This is a genomic window from Phyllobacterium sp. LjRoot231 (genome assembly GCF_964253365.1).
Taxonomy (GTDB): Bacteria; Pseudomonadota; Alphaproteobacteria; order Rhizobiales; family Rhizobiaceae; genus Phyllobacterium.
Genome location: NZ_CAXUQT020000002.1, coordinates 140,625 through 156,313 on the forward strand (window position 1 = coordinate 140,625; position 15,689 = coordinate 156,313).

17 protein-coding genes are annotated in these 15,689 nt (G+C 58.0%); 7 read left to right on the top strand and 10 right to left on the bottom strand.

Annotated elements, in window-relative coordinates; translation table 11 throughout:
• Nucleotides 1-48: 48 nt before the first annotated feature.
• Complete coding sequence (locus ACSQ3H_RS24290; RefSeq protein WP_436119991.1) at nucleotides 49-1,110, top strand: DUF1254 domain-containing protein; 1,062 nt, start codon at nucleotides 49-51, stop codon at nucleotides 1,108-1,110.
• A gap of 102 nt (nucleotides 1,111-1,212) precedes the next feature.
• Here ACSQ3H_RS24290 and ACSQ3H_RS24295 read toward each other — a convergent pair whose 3' ends face one another.
• The 4 genes from ACSQ3H_RS24295 to ACSQ3H_RS24310 form a co-directional block, all read right to left on the bottom strand.
• On the bottom strand, nucleotides 1,213-1,497 hold the full coding sequence (locus ACSQ3H_RS24295; RefSeq protein ID WP_436119685.1) for a hypothetical protein: 285 nt from the start codon (nucleotides 1,495-1,497) through the stop codon (nucleotides 1,213-1,215).
• A gap of 282 nt (nucleotides 1,498-1,779) precedes the next feature.
• Nucleotides 1,780-2,961 carry a hypothetical protein gene (locus ACSQ3H_RS24300; RefSeq protein ID WP_436119686.1) on the bottom strand — a complete coding sequence of 394 codons (1,182 nt, stop codon included), beginning with the start codon at nucleotides 2,959-2,961 and terminating at the stop codon, nucleotides 1,780-1,782.
• Between the two features lie 7 nt (nucleotides 2,962-2,968).
• Entirely contained in the window at nucleotides 2,969-4,324 is a 1,356-nt protein-coding gene (locus ACSQ3H_RS24305; protein ID WP_436119687.1) for an alpha/beta hydrolase, read from the bottom strand.
• A gap of 2 nt (nucleotides 4,325-4,326) precedes the next feature.
• A complete protein-coding gene (locus ACSQ3H_RS24310) occupies nucleotides 4,327-4,959 on the bottom strand; it encodes a response regulator (protein ID WP_436119688.1) in 633 nt (210 codons plus the stop codon).
• A gap of 152 nt (nucleotides 4,960-5,111) precedes the next feature.
• On the opposite strand from ACSQ3H_RS24310, the gene ACSQ3H_RS24315 reads away from it, so the two are divergent.
• The 6 genes from ACSQ3H_RS24315 to ACSQ3H_RS24340 all read left to right on the top strand — a co-directional run bounded on the left by ACSQ3H_RS24315 (nucleotide 5,112) and on the right by ACSQ3H_RS24340 (nucleotide 10,490).
• On the top strand, nucleotides 5,112-6,083 hold the full coding sequence (locus ACSQ3H_RS24315) for an ABC transporter substrate-binding protein (RefSeq protein ID WP_436119689.1): 972 nt from the start codon (nucleotides 5,112-5,114) through the stop codon (nucleotides 6,081-6,083).
• The gene (locus tag ACSQ3H_RS24320; protein WP_436119690.1) at nucleotides 6,080-6,769 is read left to right on the top strand and encodes a L,D-transpeptidase; all 690 of its coding nucleotides are present in this window, start codon (nucleotides 6,080-6,082) and stop codon (nucleotides 6,767-6,769) included. Before ACSQ3H_RS24315 ends, ACSQ3H_RS24320 begins: the two co-directional genes overlap by 4 nt.
• A gap of 49 nt (nucleotides 6,770-6,818) precedes the next feature.
• Nucleotides 6,819-7,124 carry a hypothetical protein gene (locus ACSQ3H_RS24325; protein WP_436119691.1) on the top strand — a complete coding sequence of 102 codons (306 nt, stop codon included), beginning with the start codon at nucleotides 6,819-6,821 and terminating at the stop codon, nucleotides 7,122-7,124.
• Nucleotides 7,125-7,204: 80 nt separating this feature from the next.
• Nucleotides 7,205-8,698 (top strand): DUF3300 domain-containing protein, encoded by a 1,494-nt coding sequence (locus ACSQ3H_RS24330; protein ID WP_436119692.1) that lies wholly within the window; start codon nucleotides 7,205-7,207, stop codon nucleotides 8,696-8,698.
• 44 nt (nucleotides 8,699-8,742) lie between these two features.
• Nucleotides 8,743-9,672 (top strand): DUF2950 domain-containing protein, encoded by a 930-nt coding sequence (locus tag ACSQ3H_RS24335; RefSeq protein WP_436119693.1) that lies wholly within the window; start codon nucleotides 8,743-8,745, stop codon nucleotides 9,670-9,672.
• Between the two features lie 29 nt (nucleotides 9,673-9,701).
• A complete protein-coding gene (locus ACSQ3H_RS24340) occupies nucleotides 9,702-10,490 on the top strand; it encodes a DUF481 domain-containing protein (RefSeq protein ID WP_436119694.1) in 789 nt (262 codons plus the stop codon).
• A gap of 48 nt (nucleotides 10,491-10,538) precedes the next feature.
• Here ACSQ3H_RS24340 and ACSQ3H_RS24345 read toward each other — a convergent pair whose 3' ends face one another.
• The 6 genes from ACSQ3H_RS24345 to ACSQ3H_RS24370 all read right to left on the bottom strand — a co-directional run bounded on the left by ACSQ3H_RS24345 (nucleotide 10,539) and on the right by ACSQ3H_RS24370 (nucleotide 15,659).
• Nucleotides 10,539-10,955: a hypothetical protein gene (locus ACSQ3H_RS24345; RefSeq protein WP_436119695.1), complete on the bottom strand. Its 417-nt coding sequence runs from the start codon at nucleotides 10,953-10,955 to the stop codon at nucleotides 10,539-10,541.
• A 111-nt stretch (nucleotides 10,956-11,066) separates the two neighbouring features.
• Nucleotides 11,067-12,176 carry a calcium:proton antiporter gene (locus ACSQ3H_RS24350; RefSeq protein WP_436119696.1) on the bottom strand — a complete coding sequence of 370 codons (1,110 nt, stop codon included), beginning with the start codon at nucleotides 12,174-12,176 and terminating at the stop codon, nucleotides 11,067-11,069.
• Nucleotides 12,177-12,209: 33 nt separating this feature from the next.
• Complete coding sequence (locus tag ACSQ3H_RS24355; RefSeq protein ID WP_436119697.1) at nucleotides 12,210-12,479, bottom strand: hypothetical protein; 270 nt, start codon at nucleotides 12,477-12,479, stop codon at nucleotides 12,210-12,212.
• A 55-nt stretch (nucleotides 12,480-12,534) separates the two neighbouring features.
• A complete protein-coding gene (gene pobA, locus ACSQ3H_RS24360; RefSeq protein ID WP_436119698.1) occupies nucleotides 12,535-13,707 on the bottom strand; it encodes a 4-hydroxybenzoate 3-monooxygenase in 1,173 nt (390 codons plus the stop codon).
• A 258-nt stretch (nucleotides 13,708-13,965) separates the two neighbouring features.
• Entirely contained in the window at nucleotides 13,966-14,787 is an 822-nt protein-coding gene (locus ACSQ3H_RS24365; protein WP_436119699.1) for a carbohydrate ABC transporter permease, read from the bottom strand.
• Nucleotides 14,784-15,659: a carbohydrate ABC transporter permease gene (locus ACSQ3H_RS24370; RefSeq protein ID WP_436119700.1), complete on the bottom strand. Its 876-nt coding sequence runs from the start codon at nucleotides 15,657-15,659 to the stop codon at nucleotides 14,784-14,786. Before ACSQ3H_RS24370 ends, ACSQ3H_RS24365 begins: the two co-directional genes overlap by 4 nt.
• Nucleotides 15,660-15,689 lie beyond the last annotated feature (30 nt).

The following is a 15,689-nucleotide window of genomic DNA, read 5'->3' on the forward strand; positions in this document are numbered from 1 at the left end:
AACACCGATCTGGTTCTCTATGAAAGCGTCAAGGACAAGCTGGGCATCCTGACGGCCAATGCCACGACGCCTTACATTGGCGGGTTTCCAGACCTTTCGGCGACAGGGCCGCTCGTGATCGATTATCCTGCCGGGGCAACCGCCGGGGGTGTCGGGGACTTCTGGCAACGGCCGCTCACCGACATGGGCGAGACCGGACCCGACAAGGGCAAGGGAGCGAAATATCTTTTGCTTGCGCCCGGACAGAAAGCTCCGAAGGTCAAAGGATATACAATCATTCAATCGCCGACGAACAATGTGTTCTTCGCCTTCCGGGTGCTCGATCCCGATCCGAAAAAGGCAAAGGCTCTCGTCGAAAGCGTCAAGATCTATCCTCTTGCGGAGCGCGAGAAACCGAAACCTGTCAAGCTGATCCGGCCCGAAGGCCGTAGCTGGAGCCAGGTGCCGCCACGTGGCCTTGCCTATTGGGAACGTCTGAACGACATCGTGCAGCGCGAGCCGGTCATGGAACGCGACCGGATGATCATGGCGATGCTGCGCCCGCTTGGCATCGAAAAGGGCAAGCCGTTCAACCCGGATGAACGCCAGAAGAAAATCCTGACCGAAGGCGCGGTGACCGGCGAACTCATGGCTCAGGCAAACTCCTTTGCGACACGCGAGGAAGGCGCCCGTTACAGGCCGGATTCGCGCTGGGACTATGTCATCCTGTTCGATCCGTTGCAGGAGGCTACCGGCTATACGCAGCTCGACCAACGTGCCAAGTATTTCTACGAGGCGGTGACAACCTCCCATGGTATGGTGACCAGGATACCAGGTGTCGGTCAGGCCTATCTCGGTGCGCACCAGGATGCCAATGGCAATTGGTTCGACGGCGGCAAATCCTACAAATTGAACGTGCCGCCGGATGTCCCGGCAAAGCTCTTCTGGTCGGTAACGCTCTACGACTCGCTCACCCGCGTGCTGATCGACAATGAGCAGCAGGTCGCTGACAAATCGTCGCGAACCGATATCACCAAGAACCCCGATGGGTCGTACGACCTTTACTTTGGCCCGAAGGCGCCTGAAGGCAAGGAGAAGAACTGGATTCCGACGCTGCCCGGCAAAGCCTAGTTTGCTTACTTCCGCTTCTATGGCCCGCTTCAAACTTATTTCGACCAGTCATGGAAACTGCCCGACATCGAAGAGGTCAAGTAGGGCGAAGGCTGGAGAAGCTCATTTCCAGGGTTCGATCTTCGCGATCTTGCTGTTGTCGGCGTTCATCGTCAGGCGGTATTGGGCGAATGTCGTTTTGTCGTCGCAGGTCACCCGCACGATCGTCGGGCCGCCGGCGGATCGTGCCTTGTCGATCCTGGCGTCTGTGATCTTGTCGCACCAGAACCCTGCATTGCGTATGGCGCGAGCCGTTTGCCGCTGAAGCATGCGCGATTGCAGCGACTGGGCCGAGGCGATCTCGGAGGCGCAGAGCAGGATCAAAAGAGCTGGCAGAATGCGTTTCATGCGGTAAGCCTGTGTCAGTGTCTTAGCAGGAATTGGCGTGAGAAACGCCTCCACTACGACAACGATGCGTTGAGGCCAGATTTCTTGCAACGATGTTACTGTAACATCGTTGCTGCCGACGCTGTTTTGGAACAGCATTATGAAGGGCAAACAGGGTGCCACCCTTCCCATTGCCCCGCCCGGGCGGGGCCGGAGATTGACGAATTCGCTTTCCCTTGCACCCACCGCGAAGTCGGACAGTTACGGACACGCTCGGGCCCCCAGGGCGGATACCAGCTGGTTTCAAAGCAGCAGCAGGCGCTTCAGGACGGGGACCAGCTCCTTGACCGGGAGCTGTGTCAGGCCGATAGCCACGAATGGCAAGAGCGCCGCGGCGGAAACCGGAACAAGCGTCGATCTCGTCACCAGCATCGGCGAGAGCTTCTTTGCCGCCTCGTAGAGTTTGCCCGGATCCGGGATTTCAGTGTCCTTCGCAACCTTCTCGTCATCGTCGATAACGTTCTTGCCGAGCGTGTTGCGTTCGGATTGTCGCTGATATTCGGTTGCCCGTGCGGCTGCCGCGAGCAATGTCTGCCGCTTAAGTTTTGAAAGCACACGGGCAAAGCCGATCAACGGTATGCCGAAATAGACGAATATGACGGCGAGCCATAGGCCCATGACAGCACCAAGCGCCGCGACCGTGACTGTGCCGTGCAAAACCTGATGCGTCACAGCCGCCGCGATTACGCAGCCTGCGGCGACCGTGAAAAGCACATAGGCGTTTGGATAACGGCCGACAAAAGCTAGCCCTGCATGGCCGTCCGGATGGGTTGCCACCAGTCTTGTTTGCAACCTTGAGAAATCATGGAGCAGCAGCGCCCATACGATGTGCCGCCACGTGGCGCGCATGAGCAGGAACCAGAAAAGAGTGTTGCTGACGACGATAGACCACCAGGCCGCAAGGCTGAGGGATCGTCCCCCGGCATCGATCGTTACCGCCCAAGACGACGATGTCTGATCCTGCATGTTTGATATCACGAATGCCGATGCGAGGACCGCCAGCGCCAGACAGACCAGTTCAGCCAACCGCGAATCCCGGCGCTTGAGCGCTTTCCGGACCGCTGCCCTCGCGGGCGCAAGTGAATTTGCGTCGAGAAGTTGACCGGTGAGAAACTGGTGCACGCCATCGCGAAGCTGATTCTCGATCTGGGATTCGGCAAAGACGAGGAGCCCGATTGCCAGAAAGAACCGCGCAAAGGCGCCAGGATCGAGCAGATAGGGACGTGCCTCCAATATCCCGAAAGCGGTACCTGCTATCAGGCTCAACAGAAGCGGCACGCCCCACGCAACAGTTACGAAGATAAGCGCGCGGGTCAGGGGATTGAGATCACCGCCACGGACCAAATTCGCTTTCAACTGCAGATTATAAAACGGCCCGCCTTGGAAAATCAGGAAAGGCGGGGTGTTGTCCTGTTCAAGCGCCATGGAACAATTAGTAGCTCAAATCAGGCGTAGGTGACTTGCTGTTCAGGGTCTCGTTCACCCTGTCGGATTTAGGGCGTCTATATTCGATCTTGTTGCCCTCGAGCACTGTGAGCGGCGCGGTCACGGTCGTCGCTGCAACCTTGCCCACTGTACCAACGCTGCCGGCCACGACCGCTGTCACACCATCCGCAAACGAAACATCGGAATCGGTGAGCGTCTGCCCTGTCACGAGACGTTGTCCGATGAGCTGGACGATTTCCGGGCTTTCGGCGAATTTGCCGTGGCGCAGCCCGTCACCGGTTTTGATCTGGGTCAGGTCCACAACGGTTATTCCTGCCGCTTCCAGCTTGGTCTTGTAAGGCTCCGCCGCCGGATTGATCGCGCCAAGGCGATCGACATCGCCGGAGATAAGCCGTGACACTTTCAGGGCCCTGTCGTCCTGCGATACGAAGATGGTGATTTTCGGCTTATCCTTGCCCAGCTCGTTCCATTGGCGTGCGAAGACATCGACATCGATGTCGGGCGAGGCGAGGATCACATTCTTTATCTTGGGCTGTACCCTGCCGTCGCGTATCGCCATCTGCCGCAGCGATTCCATGGCGAGCCATGTTCCCATCGAATGGGCCATGACCGTGATTTCCTTGACGTCCTTGTCTTTGGAAAGTGTCTGCAGCGCTTGTTCCAGCGCGGTACGGGAGAAGTTGGTGCTCTCCTTGTCGTAGTTGTAATCGAAAACGCGTGCTCTTGAGGGCCAGGTGAACAGGATCGGTGTTACCGGCGCCTTGGAATCATGGACGATCTGGGCAAAACGGAAAACCGAGTCTTCGTAGCGGTTGTTGAAACCATGGACGAAAACCATCGCATGCCCGTCAACGATGTGCTGACGGAACCAGGCGCGTCCCTCATCGACGGAATGCAGCTCCTTGACCCGCGTCACGGCAAAATCCGTTGCCGGATTCGGCGGTACCTTTTTTGGCCACTGCACTGTTCCCGGTTTGCGCTTGGTATCGGAAGGGATAGATACGGTGATATCCGTCAAATAGGGCGTCGGGCTGCGCTCCCCGGTAAACAACGTCGCCGGATCGTTCGAGGGTACGCGGCTGGTCACGACGAGCATGTCGACCGTTGAACCACCGGTTGCACCCGTCACGGCCACTGGCGCCATTACGCCTTTGGCATGCCCGGCGCAACCGGCCAATGCGAGCGTGAGCACGAGCCCAAGCACTGGCAATGCGGCCACGCGACGACAGGGTGGCCGCGAAGGCTGAGTTGCTCCGGAGGTGTGATCCATATTGATGCTTTCGCTCGAGGAAATTGCGGCGGGTGAATAATGGTAATGCTTGACTATTTCGCGCGAAACCATCGTCAAGCCTCGATCAACCGGTTTCTTATGGCATATCGAACAAGGGCTGCGGTGGATTTTGCGTCGAGTTTGCGCATTGCAGCGGCACGGTGGCTTTCGATGGTCTTCTCGCTGAGGCCAAGCACTGCTGCCGTCTCCTTGTTGCTGTGACCCTCTGCGATCAGTTTGACGACTGCCGTTTCGCGCGAGGTGAGAATACTCGGCGCAGCGTCGGATTTAGCGAGGTAGGATGACACGAGCATGTCAGACACCGTCTTTGTGAAGAACGGCTGGCGGTGCTCCAATGCTTCTACCGCCTGAATGAGATATTGCGTGGCGTCGGATTTCAGCAGATAGCCACGGACGCCCGCTTCGAGAATGTTGCGCAGCAGAGCTTCATTATCGTGCTGGGTAAATATAAGGACCTCGGTCTTCGGACTATGCAGCCGGATTTGCCGGGCCGCCTCTACACCATTGATGAAGGGCAAGGCGTAGTCGAGAATGGCGATTTCGGGTTCGGTCAGCCGCGCCTGCTCGACAGCGTCGCGCCCATCGGCTGCCTCGCCGACGACCTCCCAGCGCTCCCGTCTCGACAGGATTGCCTTTACACCTTGCCGGACAATCTCGTGATCGTCCGCGATCAGAATCCGTGTCATGCCGCCCCCGGTCCTCCTCCGGCTATCTGCCGGAATGGAACGCTTCAGTCCTACACCGTAAACCGGATTCCGGCAAAAATTAACAGTTACGTACTTACGATAACGCAGTCGATGCCTGCTAATGCCGACCACATCATGTGGGAGCGTGGCAAATGAGGCAACGATCAATGAGGCTCGGTCAATTTGCGGGATTGGCCCTGTCAGTCTGGATAGCGTTCCCCGCAGCTTCAATCGCGGCCGATCTGGTTGTCGCCATGCCGAACTGGCCGTCGGGCCAGGTGACGGCAAACATCATCAAGACCAGCCTCGAAGAGAACATGCACCTCAGCGTCGATGTCGAGGAGATGGGGACGATGACCGCCTTTGCCGGTCTTGCTTCCGGGGAGGTCGACGTTCATCCGGAGGTCTGGCTGCCGAACCTCGCTTCGCTGGTTAAAAAATATGGGGAGAAGGTCCAGCTCGCGGATTTCGGCGTTCCTGCGTGGCAGGGCATTTGCACTACGAAGCAGACAGTGGACAAAACCGGGATCCATGCGATTGCCGATCTTCTCGATCCGAAAAAGACCGCGGCCTTCGACACGGACGGCGACGGGCAGGGAGAGATGTGGATCGGCGCCGAGACGTGGTCTTCCACGGCGATCGAGCGCATTCGGGCCAACAGTTATGGTTATGCCAAGACCATGCGCTTGCTCGAAATGCCGGAGGAAATGGGCATGGCAGCGGTCGATGCTGCCGAGGCAGCGGACAAGCCGATCATCTTTGCCTGCTACAGCCCGCATGTCGTCTTCAAGCTGCATGATATCGTCAAGCTGGAGGAGCCCGCTTACGACGCGTCCAAGTGGCATGTCATCCTGCCGGCGGACGATCCGGATTGGCTGGCCAAATCGAGCGCACCCGTCGCTTGGGATGCGGCGCACTTTCACATCGCCTATTCGAAGGCTTTGGCCACAAAGAGGCCGGAAGTTACCAAGTTTCTCGAGAGCATCGATTTCACTCCCGACGAAATCACCGAGATGAGCTATGCCGTCGAAGTCGACCGCCAGCCACCAGCCGACTACGCCAAGGCGTGGGTTGGAAAGCATGCCGACCGGGTAGCAAAATGGTTGAAGGGGACGGCGAAATGAAAAGAAGTTCCGCATCGTTTCTTGGCATGAAATCAGCCACTTTTCTGGCTGTAGCAGGATTGCTCATTGGCGGCATTGCTGCCGGATTGGCTCAGGTTCCGAAGACACAAATCTACGATACGAAAACCCGGACCTGGATCGCCTACGACAGCAAGAAAGCCCGCAAATACTATGCGGCGAACGGGCAGGTGCCGGAAGCATTCCGCAGGCAGGTTGTTCCATTCCGTACGGCTGAAAGGCCCGGAACCATCATCATCGACGGCAACCAGCATTTCCTTTATCTCGTCAAAGGCGGCGGTCAGGCCGTCCGGTATGGCATTGGCGTTGGCCGCGACGGCTTCGGTTGGGCCGGCATCGTACGCGTGGGGCGGATAGCCGAATGGCCGACCTGGACACCGCCAGCGGAAATGGTGGCGCGTGATCCGAATGCCGTAAAGTTTGCAGGCGGGATGCCCGGCGGCCCCGACAATCCGCTCGGCGCGCGCGCGCTCTATCTCTACGAAGGCGATCAGGACACGATCTACCGCATACACGGCACGCCCGAGCCCTGGTCGATCGGCCTCAATGTGTCGTCGGGCTGCATCAGGATGAACAATGAGGACATTACCGATCTCGCTTCACAGATCGAAGTCGGAGCGAAAGTGATCGTGCTCATGCAGGGCGCGTCACTCTACAAGGGTGTTTGAGTAGCAAAGTCAGGGGAAAACGATGCTTTGCAGATCAGGTCGAGGACATTTGAAAAATATCAACTTCATCATCGTTGCGAGTGGTATATTGGCGCTAGCAGGATGTGTGTCGGACAACAGCCCCACACCCGAAAACATGGCAAGAAACACGGCGCAGACGGCACCAGCCGACCTGCAGCTCGCATGTTCGAGTGCGGCAGCGACCAAATTTGGTGCGGACCACGCGTCGGCGCTTCCGGTGAGCTCAAGCGCCGTCGATGGCGGCAAGTACCAGATCATTCTTGAAGCGAAGGGCCAGCGTTCGAGCTGCCTCATCGATCAGGCCGGAACGGTGCTGTCGCTCGAAAAGGTCTGATGCCTTAGCGAACCGACCGACTGCAAGAAATTACCCGGTAGCAGCACGTCGTCAGAACGTGGAATTTGAGGAGAGCAGCTATGTCATTGCACCAAAAAACGATTGCCGTCGTGGCTTCGGCAGCGCTGCTGATGTGCGGGCCGGGCATGCTGGCTTGGACGCAGACGCAGCCCGCGCCGGCTGCAACGGCGCCGGCCGCACCGGCGGCGCCCGCGCCGGCGTTGCTGACTGCGGCAGAACTGCAAACACTGACCGCGCGCATCGCGCTCTATCCCGACGACCTTGTGGCCCTTGTGCTTTCGGCCGCGCTCAACCCTCTTCAGATCGTCCAGGCGGCGCGGTTTCTGGATCAGGCGAAAGCAAAGCCTGAAGCGAAACCCGATCCATCATGGGACGGAAGCGTCATATCGCTTCTCAACTATCCGACAGTCCTCAAGATGATGAACGACGATCTCGACTGGACGGAACAGCTGGGCGAGGCGGTCGTCAATCAGCAAAAAGACGTGCTTGTGGCGATACAGGAACTCCGCGACAAGGCAGTGGACAATGGTTCCATCAAGTCGGATGACAAGGTTGTCGTAGAGACAAACGACGACAACAACGTTGTCATTCGCCCTGCCAAAAAGGAGGTGACGTATGTCCCGACTTATGACCCCGTCATCCTGACCAGCCCGACCTATGTTGCGTCGGCCCCGATCGTGTACGGCGATCCCTATCCTTCGTACTATTACCCCTACGCGCCCTATTGGAGTGGATTTATCACCGGTGCAGTTTTCGGCGCTGCAATCGACTGGGATAATTGGCACTCATGGGGAGGGGAGGATGTCGACATCAACATCGACAATATCAATCGCAACGATTTCAATTTTGACAAGAACAATATCAACAACCTCAATTTCGACAGCAGCAAATTCAATTTCGACCGGGATTCCATCACGAACAATATTCGCGAGAACAGGGGAAACCGGCTCGATCTGAGGGACAACGGCCAGCTCGGCAGCCTTGGCGGGCTCGGAGGCGCGGGCCTCGCGGGAGCCGCAGGTGCCGGGCTCGCGGGGGCTGCCATCGGATCGAGAATCCAGAGCAGTGACGTTCGCCGCGATGTGCAGAATCAACTGAGGCAAAGGGACGGTGGCAATTTCGCCGGGAATCGCCCTGGTCAAGGTGCAAATCGTCCGGCCAATCGCGATATCGGGCAAGGTGCAGGCGCGGGCAACCGCAACATCGGACAAGGCGCAGGGGCCGCCAACCGCCCGAATCGGGACAGACCCAACGCCAACCGCCCGGATCGCCCCCGGCAACAGCCGGCAGGTGGCCGAGTCGATAACCGTGCGAGGCAGCCAAGCACCCTCGGCAATTATGGCTCTGGTCGGGATGCTCGCGCTTCGTCACAGCGCGGCAATGCCAGCCTGGGCGGCGGCGGAGGACGTCCCAGAGCCCAGGGTGGCGGTGGTGCCAGGGTCCAGGGTGGTGGCGCGCGCGCCAGGGGCGGTGGCGGCCCCAGGGTGCAACGCGGCGGAGGAGGCAGAGGCGGAGGAGGCAGAGGCGGCGGGGGCCGGGGCGGCCGTCGCTGACCAGTCAATAGCCATCACCAATTCCTTGTGAAAGGATTACGAATATGTATCGCTCAACTCTGAAAACACTTCTCGCCTCCGCATTCCTTTCTATCGCGGCATCGTTTCCTTTGCTTGCCGCGGAGCCTTCGCTTCAACGTTTCGTTGGCGCAGAGTCCGAAACATTCAAGGAACCGGGGGAGGCGCTGGAGGCTCTGAAGAAGGATCTCGGCGCCAAGGATGTTGACGCACTGGCCAAGGTCCTTGGCCTGAACGCCGAAGCGGCGAAGAAATCAGATGACTTCGATGCTCGTTTGACTGATCTTCAGAAGGCCTCCGGGGAGCGCGCCGAACTGAAAGACCGGAAAGATGGCAGCAAGGAAGTCATTCTCGGAAATCTTGCCTGGCCATTTCCGTTTCCCTTGGTCAAGCAGGACGCCGGCTGGCAGTTCGATACGAAAAAGGGGCTAGAGGAGATTCTGGCGCGGCGGATCGGCGAGAACGAAAACGAGGCCATCCAGACGTGCCGTAGCTACATCGCCGCGCAGACTGCCTACGCGCAAGAGGATCACGATGATGATGGTGTTCTCGAATTCGCCCAGAAGATCATCAGCGATGAAGGAAAACAGGACGGTCTCTACTGGAAGTCGGACGGAGGTGAGCAAAGCCCGGCAGGCAGTTTCGGAAATGCCGCCAGGATCGAGGGCGCTGCGGCCTCTGATCAGGGCTATTACGGCTACCGTTTCCGCATTCTTAAATCGCAGGGCAGCAATATCGCCGGCGGCAAATATGATTATGTCATCAACGGCAACATGATTGCCGGACACGCTCTGATTGCGTGGCCGGCAAAATATGGAGAAACCGGGATCAAGACTTTCGTCGTCAGCCATCAGGGTAACATCTATGAAAAGGATCTCGGTCCGGCTACTGATAAGGCAGTCAAGGAGATTCGATCGTTCAATCCGGACAAAACGTGGGAGCCGGTTGAGGAATGATCGCGATGTTCAAAATAGGGGGAACAGCGATGAAATATTCTATTGCGCTTGCAACCGTATTAACGGCGGGTTTTCTCGCCGCAAGTCCCGTCCGGGCGGCAGATATCACGTCGCCGATGGCACCGGAGCTCAAGCAGACCGAGAAGGACGGCTGGACCTTCGCGATCGCTCCGTATTTCTGGGCGGCGGGCATGTCCGGCGACAGCGGGCTTTTCGGCCTGCCGACGGTGCATCTCGACATGGATTTCGGCGATATCCTGAATGATCTCGATTTTGCCGCCATGGCCATCGGCGAGGCGCGCTATGATCGTTACAGCATCTTTTCCGACATCATGTATACGAAGATTTCGAGCGGTTCCGGTACGCCCAGAGGCATCGTTGCCGACAACGTCGATGTCACGTCGGAGACCTTTGCGGGGCTCCTCGGGGCCGGTTATTCCGTGCTGCAAAATGATCGGGGCAATCTCGATCTCGTCGCCGGGTTAAGGGTCTGGCATGCGAGCACGGAAATTTCGTTCAGCGGCGGCATTCTCGATGGTGTGAGCCGCGAAGACAGCGCGACCTGGGTCGACGGCCTCGGCGGAATACGCGCCAAATATTCAATCACCGACAAAGTCTATTTTACCGGCTGGGGGCTCGTCGGCGGTGGCGGCGCCAATGTCGACTGGGACGTCGCTGGCGGAATCGGCTACAGTTTCAACGAAAACGTATCAGCGGTCGCCGGTTACCGGGCGCTCGGCGTTGACTACAGCAATGACGGTTTCGTTCTGGACATCGTCGAACAAGGGCCGATCTTCGGCGTCGTCATGCATTTCTGATATTGAAGCCAGCCTCGCCGCGCGATAGGGCGGCGAGCACCGTAACGTTCACATGTCGCACTTCTTGTAGGTGACGTACATATCATCGCCAAAGGGGTCGAACCGCTGGAACGTGTTGGCGTCGACGATCTTGAACGTCTGGCTAACGTCGCTCTCGATCATTGAATCCGTACACGACAACCGCGCCGATAGCCGGTCCTTCTGTTTTTTCACGCTCAGCGTCGTGCACACAGCATTCGGTCCCGTTACCTGGCTGCCGCTGATCAGCAATCCTGTAGATGTGGACGCCGTCCGGTCCTTGAACTCGACCGTCTTGCCGACCTTCTTGAATGTGTCCTCACATTTGGTTCCGTTCATGGTCCAGGCGCCCTGCAGCTCCTTGATCGTTGCCGCCATGACGCTCGTTGTCAGGCAGAGACCGAGGACACTGCCCGCCAATATGACTTTGCCGAATTTACTTTTCATCGAAATCGCTCCGGGATCCGTTTCACCTTCGTAACGATAGACACTCGTATCCGTGCTGGAAATGCAGCTGCGGCGAATATACGGCTACGATACGGTAAATGCTCCCGCTGTCTAAGGAACTGCCAACAGCAATATGAAGGCGATGAAGACGACCAGATGCACCATCCCGGTCAGCACCGTGGTGCGTCCTGTTCCGAAACTGTGGATGCTGATCGAAAGGATCAGCGCCAGAAGCACCGTATCGCCGGACGAAAGGCCGAGCATGAGTTCCCGCCCGGTGATGAGGCTTGCCATGCCGACTGCGGGGATCGTCAGCCCGATGGTTGCCAGCGCCGAACCGAGCGCGATATTGAGGCTGCGTTGCAATTCATTGTTCAGTGCGGCGCGAACGGCGGCGACGCTTTCCGGCAGGAGAACAAGCGTCGCGATGAAAGCGCCGACGATCGCGTCGCTCTGCTTGACTTGAAGAGCGGCAAGGCCATTCTCGATCCCGACAGCAACCTGTTCTGCGAGCAGCACAATGCCAACCAGCCCGATCACCAGGAGAATTGCGTTCGTATAACCGGCTCCTTCCACTGCATCTCCCGGATGATTGGTGGCATAGGCTGCGCTTTCGTCGAGGAAATCGTCGCGATGACCCATAGTCTGCGCGAACACGAAACTCGCATAGAGCAGCACCGAACAGAGGCTGACGAAGATGAGTTGTACCGGAGAAAAGCTGCCCGGATCTGTCGCAAGCGTGAAATTGGGCAGAACGAGCGTCAGAACGGTCAAGGCGGTCAGAACCGAGAGGATGGCGCTTGTCCCCTGTCGTTTTAAATCCTGCTGTCGATGCTGCCATGCTCCAAGCGTAAGACATAGTCCAACGACGCCGGCGCAAGCGATCATCACCGTGGAGAAGACCGACTCGCGCGCCAGCGTCGGATTGTTTTCACCATGCAGCATCATCGAGACGATAATCGAAACCTCCACCGTCGTGACGGCGAAGGTGAGCAGCAGCGTTCCGTATGGCTGGCCGAGACGGAACGCCAAGGCTTCCGCATGTTCAAGGACGACGAACACGGTGGTGAGCAGCACGCAAAGGGTGATAAATGAAACCAGGATCGTAACCCAGGCATGGCCTTGGCCGCCCGGAACTCCGATCAGTTGAACCCCCACGGCAAGCGCCAGCGCTCCTATCGGTACCAGATATGACGAAGCCGGGAGGCGATGGGAGATCATAGGCGCGAATCCCAAGATGAAAGAGTTGCCATACTACCGCGCCGGGGTCCGGCCCAGCCATAAACCTATCGGACTAGAGCCTTTCATGCCTAAATAGAAACAGTTCTGTTTCCCGGATGGCGAGACAATCCACGCGGAAGGTGGCGAGGTCGATGTTTTTCCATCGTCCGATGCCGCCTGACAAAGTGGTTGTCCGCCAGTCGGAAACCCGAAGGGCCGGGTGAATTCGGGCCAAATCCATCGGACTTCGGCATCGTCCGATGGAAAGGCATCGGCCTCGCCAAATCCCTCGACCTTGTCCATGAATTCCCTCCGGCAGAACGATTCTATTTAGGCATGAAAGGCTCTAAAATCGTGTTCAGTAAGGCAGACCGACATAGTTTTCCGCCAGCACCGTCGAGGCGGCGCGGGAATGAGTGAGATAGTCGAGTTCGGTCTCCTGGATCTTCTGGTCGAATTCCCCCGTATCCGGAAAACGATGCATCATGGTCGTCATCCACCAGGAAAAGCGTACGGCTTTCCAGACGCGTGAAAGGGCCCGCATAGAATAGGCGTCGATGCCGGCTTCAGTGCCATCGCGGTAATATTCGGCAAGACCGGAGAAAAGGTAATGGACATCGCTGGCTGCGAGGTTGAGACCCTTGGCCCCAGTCGGCGGCACGATATGCGCCGCATCGCCGACGAGGAAGAGACGCCCGAACCGCATCGGTTCCGCGACGAAGGAGCGCAACGGCGCAATCGACTTTTCGAACGAGGATCCAGTCACGACCGCGTCCGCATGGTGCGACGGCAGGCGGCGCCGCAATTCGTCCCAGAAACGGTCATCGCTCCAGTCTTCGATCTTCTCGTCGAGAGAACATTGCACGTAATAGCGGCTGCGGATTGCGGAGCGCATGGAGCACAGCGCGAAGCCGCGCGGATGGTTGGCATAGATCAGCTCGTGATTGACCGGCGGCACATCGGCAAGGATGCCGAGCCAGCCGAAAGGATAAATCTTCTCAAAGATGCGCAGTGATCTCTCCGGCACGGATTTGCGGCTGACGCCATGAAAACCGTCGCATCCCGCGATGAAATCGCAGTCGATACGGTTCGTAACGCCGTCCTTCTCATAAGTGACGCAGGGCGCACTGCCGTCGAAATCATGCGGCTGGACATTGCTTGCATCATAGATGGTCACACCGCCGCTCTTTTCGCGATGTTCCATCAGGTCGCGGGTAAGCTCTGTCTGGCCATAGACCATGACACGCTTGCCGCCGGTCAGGCCAAACAGGTCGATACGATGATCGCGTCCGTCGAAGACGAGAGAAAAGCCGTCATGCCGCAGGCCTTCCGCATGCATCCTCGCTCCGGATTTCGCCTTGTCGACCAGCTCGACCGTGCCTTCTTCGAGAACCCCCGCCCTGACGCGCCCGAGAATATAGTCCTTGCCGACGCGGTCGAGGATGATGTTGTCGATCCCGGCTTCGCTCAGAAGCTGGCCGAGCAGCAAGCCGGATGGTCCCGAACCAATGATGACGATTTGGGTGCGCATGATCCCCCGCATTTTTGGCGGAGTCTGTACTGGGCGAGCGCCGACGGCAAGGGAGATTTCGCGGAATAAGTTTGCACAACTGGCATGCGCGGTTCGACGGGGCTCACCATGAGGGAGGTGAATTGATTGCAGGGGACCAAAATGTGCGGAATTGGCCCTGCGCTCTTGGGTGGGCGATTATCATTGCAACCCGCAATGCTCCCTCATGGTGAGCCCCGTCGAACCACGCACAGCATTATCGCAAATAACCAGAAACACTTAGCCCTTTACAGCCCCCGCCGTCATCGAACCGCTGATCTGGCGATACATGACAATGCCGATCAGCATGGGTGGCAGCGCGCCGACGATCATCACCGCCGATGCCGCTCCCCATTGAATACCGCCCCCGCTCGCCGCGAAGAAGAACGAAGCACCGACCGTCATCGGCACTGCCCTGTTGGAGGTCAGCATCAACCCGAACAGGAATTCGTTCCAGGCGGTGATGAAACCAAAGATGAAAACAGTGGCGAGCGCCGGGCGGCAGACCGGCAGCATCATCTGCTTCATGATCCCCCACTTGCTCAGGCCGTCGAGTTTTGCCGCCTCGTCGATCTCGAAAGGCACCTCGGCTATGGCATTGACGAAGACGATCAATGAGAGCGGCAGATTGACGATCGTCAAGATCAGCCCGAGGCCAAGCTGCGTATCGAGCAAGCCAACGAACTGGAACATCATGTAAAGCGGGATCGCGAAGATGATGAGCGGCACCGCTCGCAGATTGACGATCAGCGGCATCAGGATCTTGCGGCCATATTCACCGCGCGCGATGGCAAAGGCTGCCGGAAACGTGATGATCATCGCGAGCACCGTGCCGATCAGGGATGCCGCCAGGCTGTTGAACAGATAGGCGAAAATGTTCAGCCGGTCAGTGACTTGCAAGACCTGCGCATAATTTGCGAGGGTAGGGCTTGATATCCAAAATCCCGGATTGACCGAAATCTCCTTTCCGCTCTTGAAGGACGTTAGCAGCGTGACGATGACCGGAAAATTCAGGGCAAGAGCAGCGACAGCGTAGACGGTCCACCGCAGGAGATTGATCATGAAGCGGCGCCTTTCCTGCGGCGGGATAGCCAGGTCAGCATGTACAAGCCTACGAAGGACGCAAGGAACAGGATAACGGAGGCGGCGATTGCCTTGCCGATGGCGCCCTGCTTGAAGAAGGCTTCGTATATGTAAATCGGCAGCGATGTGGTCGAACCGCCGGGACCGCTGCCGGTCAATGTGTAGACATTGTCGAACACGCGAAATCCGTCGATGAACCGGATGAAAAACGTGAAGATGAGCGTCGGCCGCATCAGCGGCAGTTCAATCGCCATCAGGATCTGGCGAGCCGAGGCGCCATCAATCGCGGAGGCTTCGCGCACGTCGGTAGGGATCGCCCGATACGCCGTATAGAACAGCAGCAGGGCGAACGGCGTCCACTGCAATGTCTCGACGACCACAAGGGTCCAGAAGGCATTCCCGGCATTGAGGAATGACGGACTGTCGCCGAACCATAAATACAGATAATACGGAACCGGCCCGACGAACTCATGCAGCACGAGGCGATACATGAGCCCGATCATGGCCGGCGCGACCATTAGCGGCAGCATAAGCGGCGCCATGAGCCAGGAACGTTTCTCGATGAGTGGCGACAGGAACACAGCGAGTGCAAGACCGAGAAAACATTCCAGAACTGCCGTTATGACGCCGAAACGGAGCGAAAACCAGCTGGCACGCCAGAACTGCGGATCACCTAGAACCGCACTGTAGTTTTCGAATCCGACGATTTCCGGGCTGCGCAAATTTGTGAAACTGACGCGGGAGAGGCTGTAGACGAGGTCGATCAGGATCGGAAATCCGAGGAAAAGCAGGAGAAAGCCGACCAGCGGGCCCGCGAAACCTCTCCATCCTTTGTGGTCGAAATTGACCATGTTTTTCCTTTGCAATGACTCAGAATAGGT

What these genes read in the sequence shown, in the direction of transcription:
- ACSQ3H_RS24295 (WP_436119685.1), bottom strand. Translation starts at nt 1,497, where the DNA reads ATGAAACGCATTCTGCCAGCTCTTTTGATCCTGCTCTGCGCCTCCGAG.
- ACSQ3H_RS24300 (WP_436119686.1), bottom strand. Translation starts at nt 2,961, where the DNA reads ATGGCGCTTGAACAGGACAACACCCCGCCTTTCCTGATTTTCCAAGGC.
- ACSQ3H_RS24305 (WP_436119687.1), bottom strand. Translation starts at nt 4,324, where the DNA reads ATGGTTTCGCGCGAAATAGTCAAGCATTACCATTATTCACCCGCCGCA.
- ACSQ3H_RS24310 (WP_436119688.1), bottom strand. Translation starts at nt 4,959, where the DNA reads ATGACACGGATTCTGATCGCGGACGATCACGAGATTGTCCGGCAAGGT.
- ACSQ3H_RS24315 (WP_436119689.1), top strand. Translation starts at nt 5,112, where the DNA reads ATGAGGCAACGATCAATGAGGCTCGGTCAATTTGCGGGATTGGCCCTG.
- ACSQ3H_RS24320 (WP_436119690.1), top strand. Translation starts at nt 6,080, where the DNA reads ATGAAAAGAAGTTCCGCATCGTTTCTTGGCATGAAATCAGCCACTTTT.
- ACSQ3H_RS24330 (WP_436119692.1), top strand. Translation starts at nt 7,205, where the DNA reads ATGTCATTGCACCAAAAAACGATTGCCGTCGTGGCTTCGGCAGCGCTG.
- ACSQ3H_RS24335 (WP_436119693.1), top strand. Translation starts at nt 8,743, where the DNA reads ATGTATCGCTCAACTCTGAAAACACTTCTCGCCTCCGCATTCCTTTCT.
- ACSQ3H_RS24340 (WP_436119694.1), top strand. Translation starts at nt 9,702, where the DNA reads ATGAAATATTCTATTGCGCTTGCAACCGTATTAACGGCGGGTTTTCTC.
- ACSQ3H_RS24345 (WP_436119695.1), bottom strand. Translation starts at nt 10,955, where the DNA reads ATGAAAAGTAAATTCGGCAAAGTCATATTGGCGGGCAGTGTCCTCGGT.
- ACSQ3H_RS24350 (WP_436119696.1), bottom strand. Translation starts at nt 12,176, where the DNA reads ATGATCTCCCATCGCCTCCCGGCTTCGTCATATCTGGTACCGATAGGA.
- ACSQ3H_RS24355 (WP_436119697.1), bottom strand. Translation starts at nt 12,479, where the DNA reads ATGGACAAGGTCGAGGGATTTGGCGAGGCCGATGCCTTTCCATCGGAC.
- pobA (WP_436119698.1), bottom strand. Translation starts at nt 13,707, where the DNA reads ATGCGCACCCAAATCGTCATCATTGGTTCGGGACCATCCGGCTTGCTG.
- ACSQ3H_RS24365 (WP_436119699.1), bottom strand. Translation starts at nt 14,787, where the DNA reads ATGATCAATCTCCTGCGGTGGACCGTCTACGCTGTCGCTGCTCTTGCC.
- ACSQ3H_RS24370 (WP_436119700.1), bottom strand. Translation starts at nt 15,659, where the DNA reads ATGGTCAATTTCGACCACAAAGGATGGAGAGGTTTCGCGGGCCCGCTG.